20 protein-coding genes are annotated in these 21,171 nt (G+C 46.6%); 11 read left to right on the forward strand and 9 right to left on the reverse strand.

The genetic code is table 11. The features are described 5' to 3' along the window. Positions 1 to 48: 48 nt before the first annotated feature. Positions 49 to 1,017 carry an ABC transporter substrate-binding protein gene (locus HP570_RS16565; protein ID WP_173626422.1) on the reverse strand — a complete coding sequence of 323 codons (969 nt, stop codon included), beginning with the start codon at positions 1,015 to 1,017 and terminating at the stop codon, positions 49 to 51. Between the two features lie 213 nt (positions 1,018 to 1,230). After that, complete coding sequence (locus HP570_RS16570; RefSeq protein WP_173626423.1) at positions 1,231 to 2,379, reverse strand: glycosyltransferase; 1,149 nt, start codon at positions 2,377 to 2,379, stop codon at positions 1,231 to 1,233. A gap of 173 nt (positions 2,380 to 2,552) precedes the next feature. Here HP570_RS16570 and HP570_RS16575 point away from each other — a divergent pair, with 173 nt between their 5' ends. From HP570_RS16575 to HP570_RS16615, 9 genes are all read left to right on the forward strand, one after another. Then, on the forward strand, positions 2,553 to 3,455 hold the full coding sequence (locus tag HP570_RS16575) for a class I SAM-dependent methyltransferase (RefSeq protein ID WP_173626424.1): 903 nt from the start codon (positions 2,553 to 2,555) through the stop codon (positions 3,453 to 3,455). After that, entirely contained in the window at positions 3,412 to 4,113 is a 702-nt protein-coding gene (locus HP570_RS16580; protein WP_173626425.1) for a glycosyltransferase family 2 protein, read from the forward strand. Before HP570_RS16575 ends, HP570_RS16580 begins: the two co-directional genes overlap by 44 nt. A 2-nt stretch (positions 4,114 to 4,115) precedes the next feature. Then, positions 4,116 to 4,829, forward strand: a complete 714-nt coding sequence (locus HP570_RS16585) for a hypothetical protein (RefSeq protein ID WP_173626426.1) — start codon at positions 4,116 to 4,118, stop codon at positions 4,827 to 4,829. Between the two features lie 154 nt (positions 4,830 to 4,983). Continuing rightward, on the forward strand, positions 4,984 to 5,340 hold the full coding sequence (locus HP570_RS16590) for an alpha-helical endospore appendage domain-containing protein (RefSeq protein ID WP_173604079.1): 357 nt from the start codon (positions 4,984 to 4,986) through the stop codon (positions 5,338 to 5,340). A 57-nt stretch (positions 5,341 to 5,397) separates the two neighbouring features. Further along, a complete protein-coding gene (locus tag HP570_RS16595; RefSeq protein WP_015893947.1) occupies positions 5,398 to 5,766 on the forward strand; it encodes an alpha-helical endospore appendage domain-containing protein in 369 nt (122 codons plus the stop codon). Between the two features lie 33 nt (positions 5,767 to 5,799). After that, positions 5,800 to 6,555 (forward strand): hypothetical protein, encoded by a 756-nt coding sequence (locus HP570_RS16600; RefSeq protein WP_173626427.1) that lies wholly within the window; start codon positions 5,800 to 5,802, stop codon positions 6,553 to 6,555. A gap of 28 nt (positions 6,556 to 6,583) precedes the next feature. Further along, positions 6,584 to 7,507, forward strand: a complete 924-nt coding sequence (locus tag HP570_RS16605) for an MBL fold metallo-hydrolase (RefSeq protein ID WP_173626428.1) — start codon at positions 6,584 to 6,586, stop codon at positions 7,505 to 7,507. 26 nt (positions 7,508 to 7,533) lie between these two features. After that, complete coding sequence (locus HP570_RS16610; protein WP_173626429.1) at positions 7,534 to 9,405, forward strand: glycosyltransferase; 1,872 nt, start codon at positions 7,534 to 7,536, stop codon at positions 9,403 to 9,405. A 226-nt stretch (positions 9,406 to 9,631) separates the two neighbouring features. Continuing rightward, positions 9,632 to 10,570: an alpha-helical endospore appendage domain-containing protein gene (locus HP570_RS16615; protein ID WP_173626430.1), complete on the forward strand. Its 939-nt coding sequence runs from the start codon at positions 9,632 to 9,634 to the stop codon at positions 10,568 to 10,570. Between the two features lie 78 nt (positions 10,571 to 10,648). On the opposite strand, the gene HP570_RS16620 is transcribed toward HP570_RS16615, so the two are convergent. Then, complete coding sequence (locus tag HP570_RS16620) at positions 10,649 to 10,990, reverse strand: zinc ribbon domain-containing protein YjdM (RefSeq protein WP_173626431.1); 342 nt, start codon at positions 10,988 to 10,990, stop codon at positions 10,649 to 10,651. Positions 10,991 to 11,053: 63 nt separating this feature from the next. Beyond that, on the reverse strand, positions 11,054 to 12,907 hold the full coding sequence (locus tag HP570_RS16625) for a helix-turn-helix transcriptional regulator (protein WP_173626432.1): 1,854 nt from the start codon (positions 12,905 to 12,907) through the stop codon (positions 11,054 to 11,056). A 156-nt stretch (positions 12,908 to 13,063) separates the two neighbouring features. Here HP570_RS16625 and HP570_RS16630 point away from each other — a divergent pair, with 156 nt between their 5' ends. Continuing rightward, positions 13,064 to 14,956, forward strand: coding sequence for a serine hydrolase domain-containing protein (locus HP570_RS16630; RefSeq protein WP_173626433.1), 1,893 nt, complete (start codon positions 13,064 to 13,066; stop codon positions 14,954 to 14,956). 69 nt (positions 14,957 to 15,025) lie between these two features. Here the strand turns inward: HP570_RS16630 and HP570_RS16635 are convergent, their stop codons facing one another. The 5 genes from HP570_RS16635 to HP570_RS16655 form a co-directional block, all read right to left on the reverse strand. Continuing rightward, on the reverse strand, positions 15,026 to 16,207 hold the full coding sequence (locus HP570_RS16635) for an ABC transporter permease (protein WP_173626434.1): 1,182 nt from the start codon (positions 16,205 to 16,207) through the stop codon (positions 15,026 to 15,028). Next, positions 16,204 to 16,923 (reverse strand): ABC transporter ATP-binding protein, encoded by a 720-nt coding sequence (locus HP570_RS16640; RefSeq protein ID WP_173626435.1) that lies wholly within the window; start codon positions 16,921 to 16,923, stop codon positions 16,204 to 16,206. Before HP570_RS16640 ends, HP570_RS16635 begins: the two co-directional genes overlap by 4 nt. Before the next feature lie 12 nt (positions 16,924 to 16,935). Then, entirely contained in the window at positions 16,936 to 18,204 is a 1,269-nt protein-coding gene (locus HP570_RS16645; protein ID WP_173626436.1) for an efflux RND transporter periplasmic adaptor subunit, read from the reverse strand. 151 nt (positions 18,205 to 18,355) lie between these two features. After that, positions 18,356 to 19,462: a HAMP domain-containing sensor histidine kinase gene (locus HP570_RS16650; RefSeq protein ID WP_173626437.1), complete on the reverse strand. Its 1,107-nt coding sequence runs from the start codon at positions 19,460 to 19,462 to the stop codon at positions 18,356 to 18,358. Then, the gene (locus HP570_RS16655; RefSeq protein ID WP_142497362.1) at positions 19,455 to 20,156 is read right to left on the reverse strand and encodes a response regulator transcription factor; all 702 of its coding nucleotides are present in this window, start codon (positions 20,154 to 20,156) and stop codon (positions 19,455 to 19,457) included. Before HP570_RS16655 ends, HP570_RS16650 begins: the two co-directional genes overlap by 8 nt. Before the next feature lie 195 nt (positions 20,157 to 20,351). Between HP570_RS16655 and HP570_RS16660 the strand changes: the two genes are divergently transcribed. Beyond that, a complete protein-coding gene (locus HP570_RS16660; RefSeq protein WP_173604090.1) occupies positions 20,352 to 21,137 on the forward strand; it encodes a transporter substrate-binding domain-containing protein in 786 nt (261 codons plus the stop codon). Positions 21,138 to 21,171 lie beyond the last annotated feature (34 nt).

Below are 21,171 nucleotides of genomic sequence, written 5' to 3' on the forward strand. Positions count from 1 at the left end.
GAAAAGACCAGATCAGCGATCGGTCTTTTCCAGAATTTGCATCGTATGTTATTTTTCCTTGCTATATAAGAGGTTCACTGCCTCTTCCACAATGCGTTCTGCGGATTTCAGTCCGCGATAGCGCGTCCAGAGGTCACGATTTACTTTGTGTACTTCGTGATTTTTGACTGCGGTGATATTGTTCCAGAGCGGATTTTGCTTCCATTCGTTCAGCAGCGCGTCGTCAGCCTCCGCCAGGAAAATCACATCTGGGTCCCACTGCACCATTTGCTCCAGACTGATTTTTACCGTTGGCTCTGGCGCGTCTTGAATTGCATTTTTGATTCCAATCATTTCGAGCAATTCGCCATCAAACGATTTCGCACCATGTGCAGACAGAGAATCTGCGCGGAATACTCCCAGCATGACTTTGCGGGAATCGCCAGCTTGTACCTTCTTTTTAAACTCTGCGATGATCTCCTTGTGCTTGATCAGGCGCTGCTCTGCTTCTTTTTGCTTGTTCAGCGCTTCCCCTATCGTGACAAACGAGCTCAGGTTTTCCTGATACGTCGAGTTGCGGCTTTTCAAAATGATCGTCGGTGCGATTTTTTGCAAATCCTTGTAAATGTCCTTGTGGCGATTCAAATCACCAATAATCAAATCCGGCTGCAACGAGCTGATGACCTCCAGACTTGGCTGCTGGCGAGTCCCCACAGGGGTATACTCGATTTTTTTGCCGATCAATCCTTCTACGTCCTTATCCTTCTCCTGCGCGATTCCTACAGGCGTCACTCCCAGCTCCCATAGTCCGTCTACAAAGGAGTACTCCAGCGCGACGACTCTTTTCGGGTCTCCGGTAATTTCCGTTTCGCCCAACTCGTGTTTCACGATGCGCTTTTGTGCAGTTTTCGCGTTATCTTGACCTGCTGCTGGCTGTTTTTGCTCTGCGCTGCCGCACCCAGTCAGTAAGACCGTAGCTGCCAGTGTAAGCGTCCAAAGCATATAGCCGAGACGTTTCATTCCGTTTGTTCGCTTCATCTTTTGTCCCTCACTCGTTGTGATTGATAATGATTATTATTACCGATAAAATGCGTTTTTTATTGTAACAATCCGCTGCCGCAAATGAAACATTATGTTTATTAAACCTTTTACCGTAATAAAGATGATTAACGTCATTTTGTTCATGCCCTGCCATTACGAAAAAAGCCGTTACGTCTGAACCATCGACGTAAACAGCTTTTCGCCACAATGCTATTTGTTGTTTGACGTATGACTCACTTCAGTCGTCGAGCACAGCTTCTCTAATGCTTCCTTGGCAGGAGCATGATTTTCCGCCATTGCCAATGCCGTCTGATAAGCGGTCACAGCCTCCTCCACTTGATCCAAACCTTCGTAGCAAAGCCCTTTGTAGTACCAGGCGTGAAAACTTCCCGATCCCTTCAAGGTCAGATGCCGAATGTTGCTCTCCCCTAGCTCCAAGCAGTGATCAAACGTCATCAAAGCACGTTTATAGTCCTTTTTCAAATACTGAATGATCCCTTTGTACAAATGCAAATCAACATAGTCCGGATACATCTCGATTGCCTTTTCAATTCCTGGCCAGGCTCCCTCAGCACTGCCGATCGCGATCAACGTAGAGTATTTGAGCTTATAAAGAAGCGAAGGAGGCATCATATGGTTTTCGAGAAACCCGATAATAGACAGATTCACGAACTTGAACGTTTTCTCATGCTCCTGGATACGTGAGAACTCACTGGCAAGATGATACTCAATCCATGGGGAGTGGTCCTCTTTTTCCAATTCCTTCATAAGCAGCCCAATATTGCGCTCGAACTTGTTCTTTCTGCCAGTACATTCATTCATGTAGCCGTAATGGTATATCCGTACAGGCAAGATTTGAATGTGGAGATCTTCGGTCAGATTGGGAAGAACCTCTTCTACGTTGAGCGTTTCATGGATGGGAAAATGGAAGCGAAAACCGATGCCATTGCGAAACAAACGTGAGTGAGCGATATGAAAAGCATCGTCTTCATTTATTTCATCTCCAATGTAATTAATTAGATGGATATAAAAAAGAGAATCTTCTTGACCACGAAGCAACTCCTTCAAGCTCTTGCTATCTTCCTTATTCATTTCCTCATCGGCATCCATCCACAAAATCCAGTCGCCCGTTGCTTTTTCCAGTCCAAAGTTTCGGGCTTCTGCGAAGTTATCCTGCCACTCATACGAATGCACGACCGCTCCGAATGACTTGCATATCTCTACGGTGTTGTCCGTACTCCCCGTGTCTACAATAATCATTTCATCCACAAGATCTTTCACGCTTTCCAAGCACTTGTGAAGGCATTCTTCTTCGTTTTTTACAATCATACATAGGGAAATTTTGGGCGACTCAGACATGCTGCTCATCTCCTTTTACACACATCACTGAGATCGTAGTCTATCCCCCCTTTACTCTATGAGTGGACTGCTTCTTTCAGAACGCCGCCATTCCCTTGGCTTTCGAACCTTTTGCTGGAGCCGCGCATAGGTAGTCGTAGGCAGATATCACAAAGAAAGCAGGGATCGTATCCATGCATGACTCATGTCCTTTGTGCAACAGCGCTCAGGTTGCGCTTTTCCACCAGTACGCTACCTTCTCGCTCCTAACGTGCAAAGATTGTGATCTCGTTTTTCAACCTCACCTCGATCAAGTCAACGTGACACAGCTGGTTGCAGACACTTATGACGCGAGTTGGGTCTCCATGCGGGATCAATACGCCAAAAATACATTTACGGAACACGCGATCTTCCATACATTGCTGCTCGATATGTGGTTTTCGGAAAAAGGGAAGCTGCTCGAAATTGGTCCAGGAACAGGAGAGTTGTTATTCCTAGCTCGTGAGGCTGGGTGGGAGGTTGTTGGGGTAGAGCCGTCACATCAATCATGCGCATACGCCCAAGATCGGTATGGGTTACAACTGGTTCATTCGTTATGGCACTCCTCTGTTCTCGCCCCCGAACACATGGGTACGTTTGATGCCATCGTTTTTTGTCACGTCTTTGAGCATATTTCGCATCCGAAGCAATACCTTGAAGAATTGAAGGGGTTTCTTAAACCAGGAGGAAAGATCATTTTTAGCGTGCCGAACAAAAACTCGTTCACCAATAAACTGTTTGGGGTGTATTCTCCGCTGTATACCGAGAATGACCACCTCTTTCATTACTCGCGTGATAATCTGATCTCACTGCTTCATCAAGGCGGTTGGGAGATTCTCTCCATCTTTTCTCGGGAAGAAACAAATCGCTTGGAAAACCATTTGCGCAAGACCACGCAAACACCTTTACCGATCCAGGACATCATGCAGCTAGCCGTGAACCTCCAGTCGACCTTCCAAGGCCATGAAATCTTCTGCATTGCAACACGACAAGCGCAGGAGGTGCAGCACATAGATGACCAGAGCCAAACTAACTCTTTCCATGATTGTGAAAAATGAAGGTAATCGCTATTTAAGACGAGCGCTGGAAGCACATAAAGACTTTATTGATGCAGCCGTCATCATCGACGATGGCAGTATCGATCATACCGCAGATCTCTGTAGAGAGATTCTCAAGGGCGTTCCTCTTCATCTGGTTCAAAACGCTACCTCTCAGTTTTCCAACGAGGTGGCCTTGCGCAAACAACAATGGCAAGAAACGATCCAGACTGATCCAGGATGGATTTTGAATCTGGACGCCGATGAATTCATGGATAGCTCCTTCCCCTCGAAAGTCTCCGAGATTTTGGAACAGCAGACATATGAGGCGATCTACTTTCGTTTGTACGATATGTGGAGTGACACGCATTATCGCGAGGATGTGTATTGGAAAGCCCACCATTACTATCGTCCCTTTATGGTCAAGTACCGCCCTGACTTCCCCTATATATGGAGGGAAACCCCTCAGCATTGCGGCAGATTTCCTCTCTCGATCAACCAGTTCTCTTACCTGTGCCATCCATCCCGCGTGAAGCATTTTGGCTGGGCCCGACTCGAAGACAGACAAAGCAAATACAACCGTTATCAGCTCCTCGACCCCGATGCCAAATATGGCTGGAAGGAACAGTATGAATCCATCTTGGATCAACATCCCAATCTGTTGGAATGGGTGGAATGAAGATGATCGTTCGCGATATTGAAAAAGCCTTGCAGCAGTCCAATTGTAATCACTGGCGGTACAACTCACTCACGTTGAGCAAGCAGGCCCTCGTACATACATGCCGACATATTAACCAAGAAAATGAGGAGTGCCAGGTGCTTCAGTTGGGTGGGGGTGACTCCGCTCTGTTTTGGAAATCACTTGGCGAGCTTGAGCTGCTCCGGGTCAAAACAATTATTGTGGAGCATCATCCGATTCGCGCAAAAGAAATCAAGGAGAGTCTAGGGGATGTACCGCATGTTACTTTAGTGACCAGCTCTTTGAAGCAACTATCCGAAGAGGAATGGAACAAGGTCTTCGACAATCCAGCAGAGAGCAAGAGCTTGTGGCCCATCTTCGGACAGTGTGTTCTCGAGAATCAATTTGATCATTTTTCCATACAAAATGCCTTTTACGCCGACTTGGACCAACTACCGCTTTCCAGTCAATCAATAAATGTCATGGTTGTTGACGGTCCGCATGGCAACGGCCGCTCTCTTGCCTATCCACTATTTGTTGATACGCTCAAGCCGGATGCGCTTATTCTCGTAGATGATTTTGATCACTATCCCTTTCTGGCTCATCTCGGAAAAATCTATCACTACGAAGAACTTTTTCGAGAGATAGCTGGAAATCGTCGCTGGGTATTGGTAAGGCTCCAGGGAACCAAAAATATAACTAAGTCCATGAGGTGATGAGTTTGTCCCAATCAATACGATTAAGTTGTCATATTAAGATCGCGGATACATAACATGTACTGCGAGGAAGTTTCCATTTCTTCACTACCAATCACGCGATCCTATGACGATCCTGTATACAAAGCCATACAAACAAAGGATGTGGATAACGATGTCAATGCCCACGGTCCCCAATATAACACCGGAAATCATATTGAAACGAAACGAAGTATTAAATTTGCTTCTCACCTCCATTGCGCTGGAGGAAATCGGACTTTCTCACATTATTAATACAGAGGGGGAAAAGATCCAAAGGATCGTGAAGGAGCAATCCCTCTCGCTCAATGATGCGCTTGCCTTAAACAACAGCGTAGAACGAATGCTGCGCAATGTCATTAAGACCGAGATGCTCCTACAATTCAGGCTGGAGGATATTATCAAACTGGAGCAGATGCATAATCATGAGCAACATCACGATGACTTACCTGACACCCCTGACATCCCCGACCTTTCTTGCTTCAAAGAATAACCCTTACTACTTACACTGCTTTTCATGGGATCCTAATTTTATTGAAGAGGGATGATGATGACCTTACAAGATAAAGTTCCTTCATATGATGTGCCTACACGCGAAGAAGCTCTGAGTCATTTGCTGCAATCGATTGCCCTAGAGGAAGAAGCCTTGTCCAGATTGCTAAACGCCGAAGCTGACAAAGCCCTTGCTTTCGTTGGCAAAAATCTGGACTTCCCCAACAACCCCTCTAATGATGAGATCATTACCTTTAATCGCACAGTCATTTCGATTCTGGATTCGGTGCTCATGGCTGAGTGGCTTTTGTTAAAAAAGCTGAACGCAGCCATTCACATGTACCCTGTGGCGCTTAAATCAAATTTTGAGATGGAAGCATCCAATTTCGGGGATGAATTGGATGACGACTTCACCATCGACTATTAACGATTGATCATTTCAGGAATTCGAGGTCTTGCCATGAAGAACAAAGGTATCGATGACCAAACCGTTCTAAAGCTGACCTATTCCATCCTCCAGTTGGTCAAAGGATTGGAATCTCGCTTTCATCATGCCAAAGATTATGAGCTCATGCTGATTGGCTACCAAATATCAACGATGATCAATCTGCTCGTCAGACTGCATACCCACATACATAATAAGCAGATTGCTCACAGCTTCCTTTTTGAATCGCATCCCCCCCTCCATCCCACTAGTGAAATGCATACTCCTGTCCTTGCTGCGATAGCCCAGTTATCGGAATGGGTAAAGACATGGAGGTTTCCACATAAACAAATCACCACCTTGATAGAAAATCATCTGCGGCAATTACAAGCTTTTTACTCGATAGAACCGGAAGAGGATTCCCCCTACGACGAGCCGATGCAAGTGGAGCTTGAAGGAGATATTCGAGACGACGAACCTGTACAGCTTGACGTTCCACCTGTGCCTACCCCAACCCCTCCATTGCTCGCAAACAAAGCACGCATCGATACAGCCAAAAACCGAAAATCAGCACGTCAAAAACCCCCATTATTAGCACAGGCTGCGTCCGTCCCTACTCCCGATAAAAACAAAAGCAAAACCAAGCGTCCCAAGCCTGTAACAAACGTGGCAAAAGTGCGTGGCAAGAAAAAAATGCTCGCTAAGCGAGTGTCTGCACCTACAAAGCCTCCCTTTGTACCGAACTCCGTAAAGGTACGTATCGGCAATGTCACCAAGGTCATCCACATATGAACCTGAATCTAATGAAGGAGTAAGGGATATGGCTCGTTTGGAATTGATCGAAGTGGCCGGCAACAGTTATGTGGTCTCCGGTAAATACGGGATCGGTGTCTATTTGGATAGGTCCAGCAAAACTGCTGTTTGTATTGATAGCGGCCCGAATACCACTGTGATCGAAAAAGTATGCGCGAGAATCAGCGATCGAGGGTATCAAATCCTTGCCGTTGTTCATACACATGGTCACGCTGTTAACCACGGTGGCAATCCCTATTTGATAAAAAGGTTCCCCAATCTACGCATCTATGCGACACATCTAGCATCCTATATCATCGAAAATCCGCATCTCGAGCCTTTGGTTTTCGACGCAGGTGGAGGGTCTGATACGAAGCCTGATGAAAACAAAGAGAATACACGTGCGCTCGTAACGGATTATCTTCCCTCCACCGATGGTATCTTTCACGTCCATACCATTCCATTCAAAATCGTCTCCTTACCTGGACATTCGCCGGGAATGGTCGGCATTATTACCCCTGATCATGTCCTTTACTGCGGCGATGCCTTGTTTGGTCCCAAAACATTGAACAAGCAGGATCTCCTTTTTTTTGACGATCTGAAGGCTGCCAGAAGAAGCTTCAAGAAGCTTTCGATGATGAAATTGAATGCTTATGTGCTGTACCATGGCGGACCTTACAAGACAGTCACAGGGCTAATTAACAGGCATCTCACCCTTATGAAAGACACCTCTACTTTTCTTGAAGCATGGATTCATGAGCAGCCAAGCACTCTCGAACAAGTAGTCCAAAAGGTCATGAAAAAGTATGCGTTTGAAGATGACTTGCACCGCTACGGTTTGACTACCTCGATTATCCGCTCTTATTTAAAAGAACTACAGCAAGAGAACCGAATTGTCGCAAAGGTGGACAATGGTTTACTGCTATTCAGCAAACCCGCGCCAAACACTTGAACAAAGGCTGTATATGGGGGTGTACCATGGGTAAAAAACGTATTTTAATCGGGAGTCCCATTCAACAATTCCCGATTATTTTGGAGGAATTCCTTCAATCCCTCACGGAGTTGATTACCAAAAATGAACTGATCCATTACCTGTTCATTGACGATAACAAAGACCCACTTTCCAGTACACTCTTGGCTGATTTCGAGAAGGAGAACAAACGAACCGTCATCCTCAAAAACACAGATGATGATACGTATGTCCGAAATGAAATGACCCATTATTGGACGGAACGGAATATTTGGAAGGTAGCGCAAATGAAAGATACGATTATCTCCTATGCGCTCAAAGAGAGTTTTGATTACTTGTTTTTGATCGATTCCGATCTCGTTTTACATCCTCACACCCTGCAACAGCTGCTTCAAGCCAATAAAGATATTATCTCCAACATTTACTGGACACGCTGGCAGCCTGATTCGATTGAGCTTCCTCAAGTTTGGCTGATGGATCAATACACGTTAACACGCGAGGGCGCTTCCGAATCAGCGGAGAACCAAAACTTTTTGGAGATGCTGCGTAAACCGGGTGTGTATGAGGTAGGAGGCCTCGGTGCATGCACATTAATCCACCGAAAGGTCTTGGAGGCAGGCGTCAGCTTTAAACGAATTGCGAACTTGTCGTTCTGGGGAGAAGATCGGCATTTTTGCGTTCGGGCTGTAGCTATGGGCTTTTCTTTGCATGTGGATACCCATCTTCCCGGATACCACATCTACCGTCAGTCGGATCTGGCAGGAGTGAACGATTATCGCAAAAAAAATGGCATGACAGCGAGGAAAGCGAATCAGATTTCAATCAGTTTATGCATGATTGTCAAAAATGAAGAAGACGCTCTGGAGCGTTGCCTCTCCACCGTTGCGGATCTCGTCGATGAAATCATTATCGTCGACACGGGTTCAACAGACCGCACGAAAGAAATTGCGTCCAACTATGGCTGTACCATTTATGATTTCGAGTGGATTGATGATTTTTCAGCCGCACGCAACTATGCGTTCAGCAAGGCAACCTGCCCCTATATTTTGTGGTTGGATGCAGACGATATCCTTCTGGAAAAAGACCGTCAGCTCTTCCGCGAGTTGAGGTTTACATTGAATTACAGCATCGACAGTGTCACGATGAACTACAACCTTTCTGTAGACAGCAATGGGAATGTGGCATACAGCATTCGCCGCAATCGCCTCGTAAAACGCGACCGCAGGTTTCGCTGGATCGGACCCGTCCATGAGTATTTGGAAGTGAGCGGTAACGTCATCAACAGTGACATATCCATCACGCATAACAAGCAGAAGGAATACACGGACCGCAATCTACAAATCTATCGACGCAGGGATGCCAAAGGGGAAGAATTCTCGCCACGGGACTTGTACTATTATGCGAATGAATTACGCGACAATCAGTATCATGAAGAAGCCATTACTTTTTACACGAAGTTCCTGAACACCCAACAAGGCTGGGTAGAGGACAACATTAACGCTTGCCTGAAGTTGGCGAGTTGCTATTCCCACCTCTATGAGAGACAAAATGTTCTGTCGTCGCTATACCGTACGTTCAACTACGATCGCCCACGGGCGGAAGCGTGCTGCCAGATTGGAGCCTTTCACGTCGATGATAAAAATTGGCTGCTCGCCATTTTTTGGTATGATCTCGCAACAAAAGTAGAACGACCTGCTGAAAAGCTCGCACACATCGACCATGTTTCCTGGACCTGGCTACCTCATCTGCAACTCTGCTTATGCTATTCTCAAATGGGGGACAACGAGAAATCACGTCACCACAATGATATTGCCTACTTATACAACCCAACTCACCCTAGCATTCTCTACAACAAAAAGTACTTTGAGTCTCTGACCTGACTCCCCTCGTGATCATGAAAAAGTTACCCACCCTGTGGGTGAATGTATACATGCCATAAGTAATGGTGGTCTATTTTTTGATGAGCACGGTGCTTACCAGTTAACACAAAGGTCAATCTGGAAATCAGATTGGCTTTTTTCCGTTTCTATACAGCCAGGCACGCGCACAGATAAAGCCTCATAGCATAGTAATAAGTTTTTGAATGTAACAGGAAGGATGAATGCCATGTCTCAAGCCAATATTCCCAATATTACTCCCACCATTACTGTAACGAGAGACGATGCTATCAATCTCCTCCTTACTTCCATCGCCATCGAAGAGCTCAGCCTCGGGCATATTATTCATGCAGAAGCAGAAAAAATGCAATATGCCATTGGTACACTACCAGGCTTGACTGTTCCTGCTTCGGTAAGCGATCTCCTTCTGGTGAATGCAAGCGTTCGCCAAACCTTGCAAGACGTTACGAAAAAAGAAATGCTCTTGCAATCGAAACTGGACAACATCCTGTCTGTTTCATCCAGCAGCACAGGTGGCATATCGGGGGCTACAGGGGCCACGGGGGTTGGTGTGACAGGTGCCACCGGGGATACAGGTGCGACGGGGATTACTGGACCGACTGGCGTGACGGGTGCCACCGGAGAAACTGGCGCTACCGGGGCCACGGGCGCGACTGGACCTGCTTTCACCACTGAAAACTTCTCAGCCTTTTTATCAACTGTAACCCTTGGAGAATCTTCCCAATTAGTTAACTGGTCAATAGCCAGCCCCTATTATGGCAGCCCAAGTTTCAATCCGCTAACTGGCACTTATACAGTACCAGAGACTGGAACTTACGCCATCAAAGCAACCATTAACTATGAAACAAGCGAAGCCATTACCGTTAGTTTAGGCCCGGAAATCACCCCTGCAATTGAAGTACAGAGAATCACCCCTACTGCAACAAATCTCATTATCGGTGATTTTCCTGTTCTCAACGTAAACATTGCGCTCGTACTCATATTAAGAACCATCCTGGGGGCGGGAACCGTCACACTCGCGGGTGACGTTCAACTCAATGCAGGCGATACAGTCGGTTTGTTCTATGTGGCCAATGGATTGACCATTAACCTCAACTTAGGTGGAGGCGGCGAGGGCATCGTCTGGTCCATTCACCGTCTCACCTAACAAGACCTTTCCTTTACGAAAAAAGCTGACTGCACTCTACCATGCAGTCAGCTTTTTCCTTTCCGTTACATTCCCAGCTTACACCTTTTTCACAAATTCCGATTTCAATTTCATTGGACCAAAACCATCGATTTTGCAGTCGATATCATGATCTCCGTCAATCAAACGGATATTTTTCACTTTTGTCCCGATTTTCACGACCAAAGAAGTCCCTTTAACCTTGAGGTCTTTAATAACGGTTACGGTGTCGCCATCGTTCAAGACATTTCCATTCGCGTCCTTGATGACTCTGTTATCTTCACCGTTGTCGCTGTCTGCTTGCAACGTCCACTCATGGCTGCATTCCGGGCATACCAAGGAGCTTCCATCTTCGTACGTGTATTCTGAATGACATTTTGGGCAATTTGGCAATTGACTCATTTTTGATATAACCTCCATTCGATACTGTCCATTCTACCATAACTACCAAAAAATACTTGCCATCTAACCAGTAAGCCCTTCGTCCCGTGCTTTTTTAACGGCCTCTTCGCGATTCTTAACACCCAATTTTGCATAAATCACTGTGGTACAATTGCGAACCGTTCCTTCTGAAAGAAAGATTTTCTCCGCGATTGTTTTCATGCGAAGCCCCTCTACTAACGAGGTCAGTATGCTTCTTTCCCGTTCCGTCATCCCATAGGGACACTCGCGTCCTTGCTTTTGGCGAAGTCCATTCAGCTCTTCTTGCTGCAAGCGCATTTCTTTGAAAAGGACATCCGCAATCTTATGGTTAATCAACGCTTCACCCTGATGAACCACTCGTATCGCCTCTACCAGCTCGATCGGACTAACCGATTTTAACAAGTAGCCATTCGCGCCTCTCCCTAGCGTTTCTGCCGCAAGAGCTGTTTCTTCGAAGGTCGTCAACATAATGACACGCATATCCGGCCACCGCTCACGTATCGCTTGTATTGTCTTCGCCCCGTCCATGACAGGCATTTGAACGTCCAAAAGTACGACGTCGGGCTTTTCTTTAGGAATGATGTCCAGTGCCATCAAGCCGTTCTCTGCGACCCCGACCACCTGCAAATCTTGCTGATTCTGTAAAACGAGTTGCAAGCTTTCCCTCACAAAGGGCTGATCATCGACGATCAGGATACGTATGCCTGCACTTGGTACAGCCTGCATAGCTGGCAGACTACAAATGACCGTCACACCTCCTTCGTCCATACAATGGATCGATAATCGTCCCTGAAGTGCTTCCAGCCTTTCCTTCATCGATTGCAAACCAAAGCCGAATTCGATTGTCCCATTTCCTTGCCCATTATCTTCGACCTGCAACCGGATCTGGGCTTCTTCAAAGTAAAGCCCCACTTGAATTTGTGATGCTTTTCCGTGTCGAACAGCATTGGTCAGTGTTTCTTGCAAGCAACGGTACAAAGTCAGCTTTAAGGAACGGCTCAACGCATACTCAGCGCCGTACATACGCAGCTTGACGGACACTCCTGTAGCCACTTGAAATTGCTCGATCAATTCAACGAAGGCGGACTCCATCGTCGTAGCAGATTCATAGCCATTCTGAGCCCACTTGTGGAAAATCCCTCTGGACTCGTCCAAACCTTGTCGGGCCATCCGCAAAAGCATGTCCAGCCGACTAGCCTCCGCATCTGGTATTTTAGACCGAAGCATCTCCATACCCATAATAAGCGATGTCATCGTGTGTCCGATCGTGTCATGCAGCTCTCTGGACATTTTGTTCCGTTCTTCCAGTAGCGTGATTTCCTCCACCCGGGAAGTGTATTGCTCCAATATTTGGTTCTGATGTTGAATGATCAGGCCTTGCTTGTGCATACGGCTAAGCAATTGAAAGGCAAACCCAAGCGCATATGCCGCGAAATGGTACACAATTAGATCACTTACGACTATTGGCTTGAAATCAAACCCAATTGCCTCGCCCACAAGAAACGGAATCACCGGAATCGCCAAAATCGCCAATGGTCCCGTCCAGCGATAAGAACGTTCCACACTGTGATACCCGATGAGAAAAGCGATGGGGATAAACTGCCATCTTACTCCTTCAAAAAAGAAGTTCAAGGCAATGCACAAGCTTCCACTCAAAATAATCTCAGCGAACAAATATAGGTTACGAGAGTATCGACGCAAACAACTGGGGACGACAAGCACGAAGAACAAAACGATCAATGTAATCGCTAGCGGATAAGGCAATTGATCGTGATGGCTGACAAAACCGAGAATAATCGTCAATCCCCACATAAAGTGGATGGTGAAGATCATCCAGTCGACCCATAACCATCGTTTAACAAAAGCAAGCAATTGGCACACCTCATCTACATCCAAACTTTCTCTCCATTATAGTATCAGATGACGATCAGCTACTATCACGATAAACAATGACATTCTGTTACTTCTCACCGTGACACTCATCGTCCTATACTCATCCCTGTCGCTGGCTTACAACAATTGACTGACGCAAAACGCGAAAGGTGATGAAACATGACATTATTTGCTTTACGAAAATGGTTTGCCGTTCTGCTCGTATCCTGCCTCATGCTGATACAGCCCCTATCTGTGGTCAATGCTCGCTCCCCTCTTACTGCTCTTTCCATCGAACAAGTAGTTGATCCCGTCATGAAAAATGAAATGAACAACTTGCATATCCCGGGCGCAGCCATTGTCATTACCCAGGGAGACCGCATCATTTTTAAAAAAGGCTATGGTTTTGCCGACGTCGAACAGCAAATCCCCGTTGATCCTGAGCGTACGGTGTTTCGAATCGGTTCCGTGACCAAGTCGTTTACTGCTACTGCAGCGATGCAGCTCGTAGAAAAAGGCAAGCTTTCCTTACGCGAAGATTTGAATACCGTCCTAAAAGACTACAAAATTACGAATAATCGTTACGGCCCGATCACACTTCACCACCTGCTCACACATACAGCCGGTATAGATGAAAAAATTTATAAAAGAGACAACCACGAGAGTGTAATACCGGAATTCTCGACCGAGCCCGTAAATGAAACGCTTCAGATGCAAGAGACGATTTTCACGCCAGGCAGTAAATTTCAATACAGTAATGCGGGCACCGGATTGTTGGGAAGTATAATTGAACAAGCTTCCGGTCAATCTTTGCATGACTATATGAGGGAGAATATCTTCCGCCCGCTAGGTATGGATTCCGCCGAATTGTATCTCCCAGAGGACAGAAGCAAGCTGGCTAAAAGCTATTATTACGACGGAAACAGCTATCAAACGATTCCTTACTCGGGGATTATTTTCCCAGGGAGTGGTGCCGCTAATATGACACCAGTCGACTTCGCCCCCTATATGATCGCCCATCTTTCTGGCGGCAGCTATAACGGCACATCTCTACTCAAACCAGAAACTGTCCAGAGCATGCATGCCCAGCAATTCGCAGCCCATAAGCGCATGTACGGGATCGGCTACGGCTTTTTTAAAGGAGAGACGAAAAACGGCATTCCTACCCTATGGGCAAACGGTGGGATTGATGGCTTTATCTCGAAAATGGTGCTGATTCCCTCAGAATCAATCGGCATCTTTGTTGCGGTGAACGCCACGCATCCGGGCTTGGAGCTGCACGGCAAGGTCGTTAATGCGTTTACCGACAAGCTTCTGACAGAGCAAGTCCGCAAGCCCCTAACTCCTGTTGATGGTACCATAGACGAAATGAAAAAGCTGGAAGGCCAATATCTGCTTACCCTGACTCCCGAGAATGGCTGGGGCAAAGGGCTTCGGCTACTCAGTAGCTACCCTTACACAGTGAAAGCATTGGATGGCCAGACGATATCCGTGACTGGTATGTTCCAGAATGAAGGACAGCAATCCCTTGAGAAAAAGTTTGTGCAGGTAGACGATCATTTCTTTCAAGAGATCGATGGTGAGGAACAGCTATATTTTCACGAGGAACAAGGGAAATTTTATATGACAGGACCGATGAACTTTTCGCTCCCTCGAATCTCCTTCATCGAAAGTCCGCCTGTTCTCCTGGCTCTATATGTGATTCCCGGAATCGTGTTTATCCTTCTTTCGCTCGTCTGGATCGCTCGTTTCGGGCTACGCAAATGGCGCAAACAATCGCACGCTATTTCGAAAATCGTTCCGATTATGGCTCTGCTTCATAGCTTGTTTTTTATCATCCAATTCACCTATGCAAACACAGAGCTTGTCTATGGCTACCCGGCCTTCTACCAATTCGTCGTCGCATCCCTACCGATTGTTTCGTTGGTCGCCGCCGCTTATTTACTCCTGCGAATCGGAACAGCCAAGGAGCGCGATCGCTGGAAGGTAGTGAATAGCGCAGCAGCGATACTTTCCATCCTCTATACTGGCTATTTATTTTACTGGAACTTTCTTTCGATTCATTACTCATAGGACTCCGAGTTCGGGACTAATAGAAAAATGACTAGCAGCGATTTCTGCTAGTCATTTCTTTTTCGTTCCTCACTCATATCGCAACGCGTCAATCGGATGGAGCCTAGCTGCCTTATGAGCCGGATAGAGCCCAAAGAAAATACCGATGACACTGGAAAACCCAAAAGCGATTGCGATACTTTCCCACGATAATAACGGTGGCACATCGACATATTTCGAGGCAAACATGGCTGTCCCGATGCCGAGCAGCACGCCAATCGTTCCACCAATCAGGCAGACGATCAGCGACTCGATCAAAAACTGCAGCATAATATCTCCGTAACGGGCCCCTAACGCTTTGCGAATGCCGATTTCCCGCGTCCGCTCCGTGACGGATACGAGCATGATGTTCATGACGCCAATCCCACCGACAAACAGCGCAATCCCGGCTGCGACACTAAAAATCGTGGTGAGCGTGCCGGAAAAGGAATCCATCTCCCCCAGTGCATTCTCGATACTATCGATTTGGTAGTAGTTTTCACGATCGTGCCTGCGGTTTAAGTATTTCTCTGTTTGACTCTTGGCTGCTTCCATCGTTTCCTTCGACTTGGCTTTTACGGTTATCGTATGAACGTACTCGTACCCGTCCATATTGTGCAGAAAGGTAATCGGCACATAGGCACCCTCGGATCGACCAGCGTCAATCATCAGCTTGGCTTCCCTTACCACGCCAATAACGACGAAAGATGCTGCTTGGTAAGTCAAACGCTTGCCAATCGGGTCTTCACGTCCGAAAAGCCCTGCCGCTAACTTTTCGGTTAAAATGATAACCGGCTTCCCCTCTTTTACTTCCTTCGCAGTAAAATATCTGCCTGCAACTAGTTTCAAGTTGGGTTGAACCTTTAACAGATCCTCATTTGTTCCTTGTATACTTGCGTCCTTCCCCTTTTTCGGGCCTCGAATCGTTCCAAAATAATTTGTGAACGGCACGGCCTCTTCAATGTAGGGCGATTGTTGGGGAAGTGCATAAGCATCCTCCACTGTCAAATCAGTAATCTTGCTTCCTTGGTCCCACCAAACAGTAACGCTGAAATTAGTAGCACCCAGCTTCTCCAACTGATCGGTATAGGCCTGCTGACTGCCGTTTCCTAGTGTAAACACAGCAATAACAGACATGATTCCGATGATGATCCCAGACATCGTCAAGGTAGCTCGGAGCTTATTTGTCCCAATCCCTTCCAGAGCCGTACGAAAGCTTTCAAGTAAATTCACGTGAGGATCACCTCCTCGGACGCAGTAGCAAACAAGCGCTCCTCCACTCGCTCATCTCGGATGATATGACCATCTCGAAACGTAATGACGCGCTCGGCATGCTGGGCGATATCGGCCTCGTGCGTGACGAGCAGAATCGTTACCCCTTGCGCATGCAACTCCTGAAAAATCGCCATGATCTCGATGCTGGAACGACTGTCCAGATTCCCTGTCGGCTCGTCAGCAAGTAAAATCGCAGGCTGGTTGACCAAAGCTCTGGCAATTGCTACCCGCTGTCTTTGACCGCCGGACAGCTGCGTTGGTTTATGATCCATCCGCTGGGCAAGTCCGACACGCTGCAACGCCGCTTTCGCTCTTTTTTTGCGTTCTGTCATGCTGACGCCCGCATACATCATCGGCAACTCTACGTTTCGCAGCGAAGTAGCACGTGGCAACAGATGAAACGATTGAAAGACAAAGCCGATTTTTTGATTGCGTACCTGCGCCAGCCCACTATCCTTCAACTGCGTAACATCAATTCCATCCAAGACATACGATCCCGTAGTTGGCCGATCCAGACAACCCAGCATGTTCATAAACGTCGATTTTCCGGAACCAGAAGGTCCCACGATCGCCACGAATTCACCTTGAGCTACGTGGATATTGACATTTTGCAAAGCAAACAGCTCCAGCTCATCCGTCTTGTACTGTTTAGTTAACCCCTCAATGTTCAGCATATGTATCCTCCTTTACCCCGCAAACTCTTCGGGAGATGCTTGGAAGATCACTTCATTTTCTTGCAAGGTTTCCGGTGGATTCGCTACCAATTCTTCACTGCCATCCAATCCGCTTTCAATTTGGATAAACAATTCACTTTCAATTCCAGTCGTCACTTTTTTCTTCTTGGCCTTGCCATTTTCCGCTACCCAGACAAAAGAAGATCCATCTTGGTCCGTCACGACTGCCTCAATGGGAACTTGCATGGCGTTTGCTGCTTTTTGCAGGACGATGTTCACATCCACGTGAAAACCTGGCTTCAAATACTCCCTCGTCTCATTTATATGGACAGCGACGGGCACTCCCGTACTCTCTCCACCCGGCTCTTTGCTGGTTACAGCCATAGGAGATATGCGCAACACCTTACCTTGCAACTGTTCTCCGCCTAAGGAAATGCCTGAGACAACCGCATCCTGTCCGATTTTGATTTTACGCAAGTCAGATTCTCCAACTGCTGCTTCGACCATAACATCATTGGTATCTCCAACCGTGAGAATTTCCTCGCCTTTACTTAGGTACTTCCCTTGTTTCACCTTCATGGAGAGCACCGTCCCCTCAATCGGAGACACGATGCTGCTTTGCACACGTTGCTTTTCATATTTTGCTTTTTCCAAATTTAGCTTTTGAATTTGCGCCTCGTAGGAGCGAATCTCTGCCTTGTCTGGCCCTTTTTGCTTCAAAAGTAAATCTTGCTTCGCGACCCTTACTCTTGATTCTGCGGTCTGTAGCTTTTGCTTCGCCTCCTCTACAGCCTGTTGGGTAGACACACCTGCGGTAAACAGCGATTGCGTTCGCTGGTAATCTTTTAATGCCGTTTGGTATTCGCGTTCATGCTGGGCAAGCTGCTCTTGCATTTTCGTGACTTCCTCAGGTTCCACACCTTTGGAGAGCTTTGCGATATTCGCTTCCTGAATGGTGATCTGTGCCTCGATATCCATGATTTCATTGCTGACATCGGACATGTCGATATTGCCAATCACCTGCCCTTTCGTCACTTTGTCTCCCTCCTTGATGGAGAAATTCCGCAATTCGCCTGCATAGTTAGCGAACAATGTATGTTCATTTCGTACTTTGACCATGCCCGACGTCAAAATCGTGCTTTCCAAATCGGCCGTTACCACCGTTGATAACATGACAGGAGTGCCATTCTTCTTTTCTCCCGAAGAAGCTGCATAGCCACCGAACCCAGCCACAAGCACGCCCACGCCCACACCCAGCCAGATCCACAAACGTTTTTTCATATTCCTTACCTCCCCAAAAACTTTAAACCCCGATCATTTTTAGCCAATCAAAAAACCCCACTTTTTCTATTACAGGTTCCACCCTGGCTCGTCACCCGATCAGGATAAGGAAAACTTATAAAAGAAAAAGTGGGGTAATCCTTAAATTTTTTTAAAGTGAGGGAGTCTGTTCGTAAGGTAAGCGTACTTCAAAAATCGTCCGGATCAAATTGCTCTCGGCAGAAATCGTCCCTTCGTGGCGCTCGACGATATTTTTGGCGATAAATAGCCCGAGACCTGTGCTTCCGTTTTGATGGCTTCGGGCCTTGTCACCTGTATAAAACACCTCGAAAAGATGCGGCAGATCTTCCGGGGGAATCTCGTGACCATAATTGATAATCTGCACAACGACCTCGTCACCCGCAAGAAAACCGTTGATATCAACAAACTGCCCATCGTGCCCGTAACGGATGGCATTCGTCATGATGTTCCCGAAAACGCGTGCCAAGAGCTCGCCATCCCCGCAAACCATCAATCGTGAGGCCACATTCATTCTCGTTTTCAACTGATTTTTCTCCAAGGAAGGATATAGCTCTTCGTTTAACTGCATGAGCAGTTCACTCAGGTCAATCAGGTTCTGTTGGATGGTGAGCATGCCGTAGTTCATTCTCGTAATCTCGAAGAGCTCATCGATCAGCTTTTCCAAACGCTGCGACTTGGTAAAAGCAATATTCGTGTAATGTCGGGCTTGTTCCACCGTTAACTGCTCGTCCCGCAAAATGATGTCCAAATACCCTAAAACAGAAGTCAGTGGCGTCCGCAAGTCATGCGCCAGGTTTAAAACCAACTGATCTTTGCTGCTTTCGGCAAAATCTCCTCTTTGTACGGCTTCTTGCAACTTTTCACCCGCCAGATTGATGTCCTTGGCAATATCTCCAAACTCATCGTTTGACGGTATTTGAACATGATGGGTAAAGTCGCCGTTTGCAAGATGATGAATTCCTCTGGAAATCTCCTGAAAGTAGACGGCATACCGTTTGGTTAGCAAGAAGAAAAACAGTATGGCTAGTGGAACAAAAATAATCAGAAAGAAGTAAATGTCCCCTATTTCTCGCATAAACTGGCGAATCGGCGCTAAAATGCTTTCCATCTTCACCTGTGATCGATAGTAAAACTGTAGCGCTTTAAAGATCACATAGGTAACCGAACCAGATAGCAGCAGACTTAGGCCCAGAAGCTTGACCATTTGGAACCGAAAGCTCCGTATCATCTTAGCCATGAAAGGAGTACCCTACTCCCCAAACCGTTTTGATCCACTTGTTTTTCGTTTTTTCTTCTCCCAGCTTCTTTCGCAAGGTGCGAATGTGCACCATGACTGTATTGCTGCCTTCATAGTACGCTTCGCCCCACACCATCTCGAAAATATTGTCCGCACTAAACACCTTCTTTGGATATCTGGCCAGCAGGTAGAGAATATCAAACTCTTTCGGTGTTAACTCAATCGTTTCTCCGTACAGGCTCACAGTTCGCTCCTCTGGATAAATGACAAGTCCACCTGCCTCTAAGACCTTGTTACTCGCTACTGCTACTGCTGGTTGATTCAGCTGCTTAAAGCGTCGCAGCTGGGCATTCACACGAGCGACCAATTCCATTGGATTGAATGGCTTGGTCATATAATCATCTGCGCCCATCACCAATCCCGAAATTTTATCCAGATCGGACGTCTTGGCACTCAAAAAGATAATCGGCATATTGTGCTGTTCACGAATGAGACGGGTGACCTCGTAGCCATCCAGTCCAGGCATCATAATATCGAGAATCGCCAAATCAATCGAATGCGTCTGCACAGCTTGGAGTGCTGCCTTTCCATCCGCGGCGATAATTGTGTGGTAACCTTCTTTTTTCACATGTAAGGCAACGAGCTCCGCAATCTCCGCTTCGTCGTCGGCGATCAATATGGTGACGTGCTTCATCGTTTTCCCATCCCTCGTATACATTTCCTACCATTATAGCAGGTATAAAAAGACTTTTCTGTTATCTAACCATGATATCATTCATACAATTATGGGTAATAATTACTTTCAGTTTGTTTTGACTTTACGGACTTTTCTATATTACTATATTCATGTCCATATCATATCTAACATAAATATACTTGGGGGTAATTTATGAAAAAACTAATGTTTGCTGTGGTTTCTGGTTTGTTGGCACTTACGGTAAGTGCGTGTGGCACTGGCACAGATCAGGCTGCCTCAACATCTGGGCAATCCGGTGCAAAAAAGTACGTGTTTGGTACAGATGCAACATACCCACCCTTTGAGTTTGAAAAAGACGGAAAATACGTAGGAATTGACATCGACCTGATCAATGCAATCGCCAAAGAAGAGGGCTTTGAGGTAGAAATTAAGCCGATGGACTTCAAAGGAATCATTCCGGCTGTTCAAGCGAAGCAATTGGACGGTGCCATTGCGGGGATCAGCATCAATGATAAGCGCAAAGAAATTTTAGATTTCTCTGAACCATACTATCAAGCAGGTCTTTCCTTGGTCGTACGTGAGGACAACACAACGATCAATGGAGAGGCAGATTTGGCTGGAAAAACGATTGCGATCAAAAAAGGCACGACTGGCGCGACCTTTGCTGATGAGCTCGGGCAAAAGTACGGCGCGACTGTCAAATACTTCGACGATAGCCCTTCCATGTTCCAAGAGGTTCAAAACGGCAATGCTGATGTAACCATCGAGGACTATCCGGTTATCTCTTATAAAATTACGGTAGACCCTGCTTCCAAGCTGAAAATTGTAGGCGATCGTCTCAATGGAGACCACTACGGCATCGCGGTTTTAAAAGGGAACAAAGAGCTGCAAGACAAACTCAACTCCGGTCTGAAGAAGCTGAAAGAGAACGGGAAATACGACGAAATCATCAACACATACTTGAGCACGAAAAAGTAAAAGGCGCAAGACGCGCCTTTTTTTCACCTTAGAA

It is taken from the genome of Brevibacillus sp. RS1.1, assembly GCF_013284365.1.
Taxonomy (GTDB): Bacteria; Bacillota; Bacilli; order Brevibacillales; family Brevibacillaceae; genus Brevibacillus; species Brevibacillus brevis_D.

Excerpts from the sequence above, each read along its gene's own strand:
- HP570_RS16615 (WP_173626430.1), top strand. The coding sequence starts at position 9,632 with ATGTCTCAAGCCAATATTCCCAATATTACTCCCACCATTACTGTAACG.
- HP570_RS16605 (WP_173626428.1), top strand. The coding sequence starts at position 6,584 with ATGGCTCGTTTGGAATTGATCGAAGTGGCCGGCAACAGTTATGTGGTC.
- HP570_RS16630 (WP_173626433.1), top strand. The coding sequence starts at position 13,064 with ATGACATTATTTGCTTTACGAAAATGGTTTGCCGTTCTGCTCGTATCC.
- HP570_RS16640 (WP_173626435.1), bottom strand. The coding sequence starts at position 16,923 with ATGCTGAACATTGAGGGGTTAACTAAACAGTACAAGACGGATGAGCTG.
- HP570_RS16645 (WP_173626436.1), bottom strand. The coding sequence starts at position 18,204 with ATGAAAAAACGTTTGTGGATCTGGCTGGGTGTGGGCGTGGGCGTGCTT.
- HP570_RS16580 (WP_173626425.1), top strand. The coding sequence starts at position 3,412 with ATGACCAGAGCCAAACTAACTCTTTCCATGATTGTGAAAAATGAAGGT.
- HP570_RS16575 (WP_173626424.1), top strand. The coding sequence starts at position 2,553 with ATGCATGACTCATGTCCTTTGTGCAACAGCGCTCAGGTTGCGCTTTTC.
- HP570_RS16620 (WP_173626431.1), bottom strand. The coding sequence starts at position 10,990 with ATGAGTCAATTGCCAAATTGCCCAAAATGTCATTCAGAATACACGTAC.
- HP570_RS16600 (WP_173626427.1), top strand. The coding sequence starts at position 5,800 with ATGAAGAACAAAGGTATCGATGACCAAACCGTTCTAAAGCTGACCTAT.
- HP570_RS16610 (WP_173626429.1), top strand. The coding sequence starts at position 7,534 with ATGGGTAAAAAACGTATTTTAATCGGGAGTCCCATTCAACAATTCCCG.
- HP570_RS16590 (WP_173604079.1), top strand. The coding sequence starts at position 4,984 with ATGTCAATGCCCACGGTCCCCAATATAACACCGGAAATCATATTGAAA.
- HP570_RS16570 (WP_173626423.1), bottom strand. The coding sequence starts at position 2,379 with ATGTCTGAGTCGCCCAAAATTTCCCTATGTATGATTGTAAAAAACGAA.
- HP570_RS16650 (WP_173626437.1), bottom strand. The coding sequence starts at position 19,462 with ATGGCTAAGATGATACGGAGCTTTCGGTTCCAAATGGTCAAGCTTCTG.
- HP570_RS16585 (WP_173626426.1), top strand. The coding sequence starts at position 4,116 with ATGATCGTTCGCGATATTGAAAAAGCCTTGCAGCAGTCCAATTGTAAT.
- HP570_RS16595 (WP_015893947.1), top strand. The coding sequence starts at position 5,398 with ATGACCTTACAAGATAAAGTTCCTTCATATGATGTGCCTACACGCGAA.
- HP570_RS16655 (WP_142497362.1), bottom strand. The coding sequence starts at position 20,156 with ATGAAGCACGTCACCATATTGATCGCCGACGACGAAGCGGAGATTGCG.
- HP570_RS16660 (WP_173604090.1), top strand. The coding sequence starts at position 20,352 with ATGAAAAAACTAATGTTTGCTGTGGTTTCTGGTTTGTTGGCACTTACG.
- HP570_RS16565 (WP_173626422.1), bottom strand. The coding sequence starts at position 1,017 with ATGAAGCGAACAAACGGAATGAAACGTCTCGGCTATATGCTTTGGACG.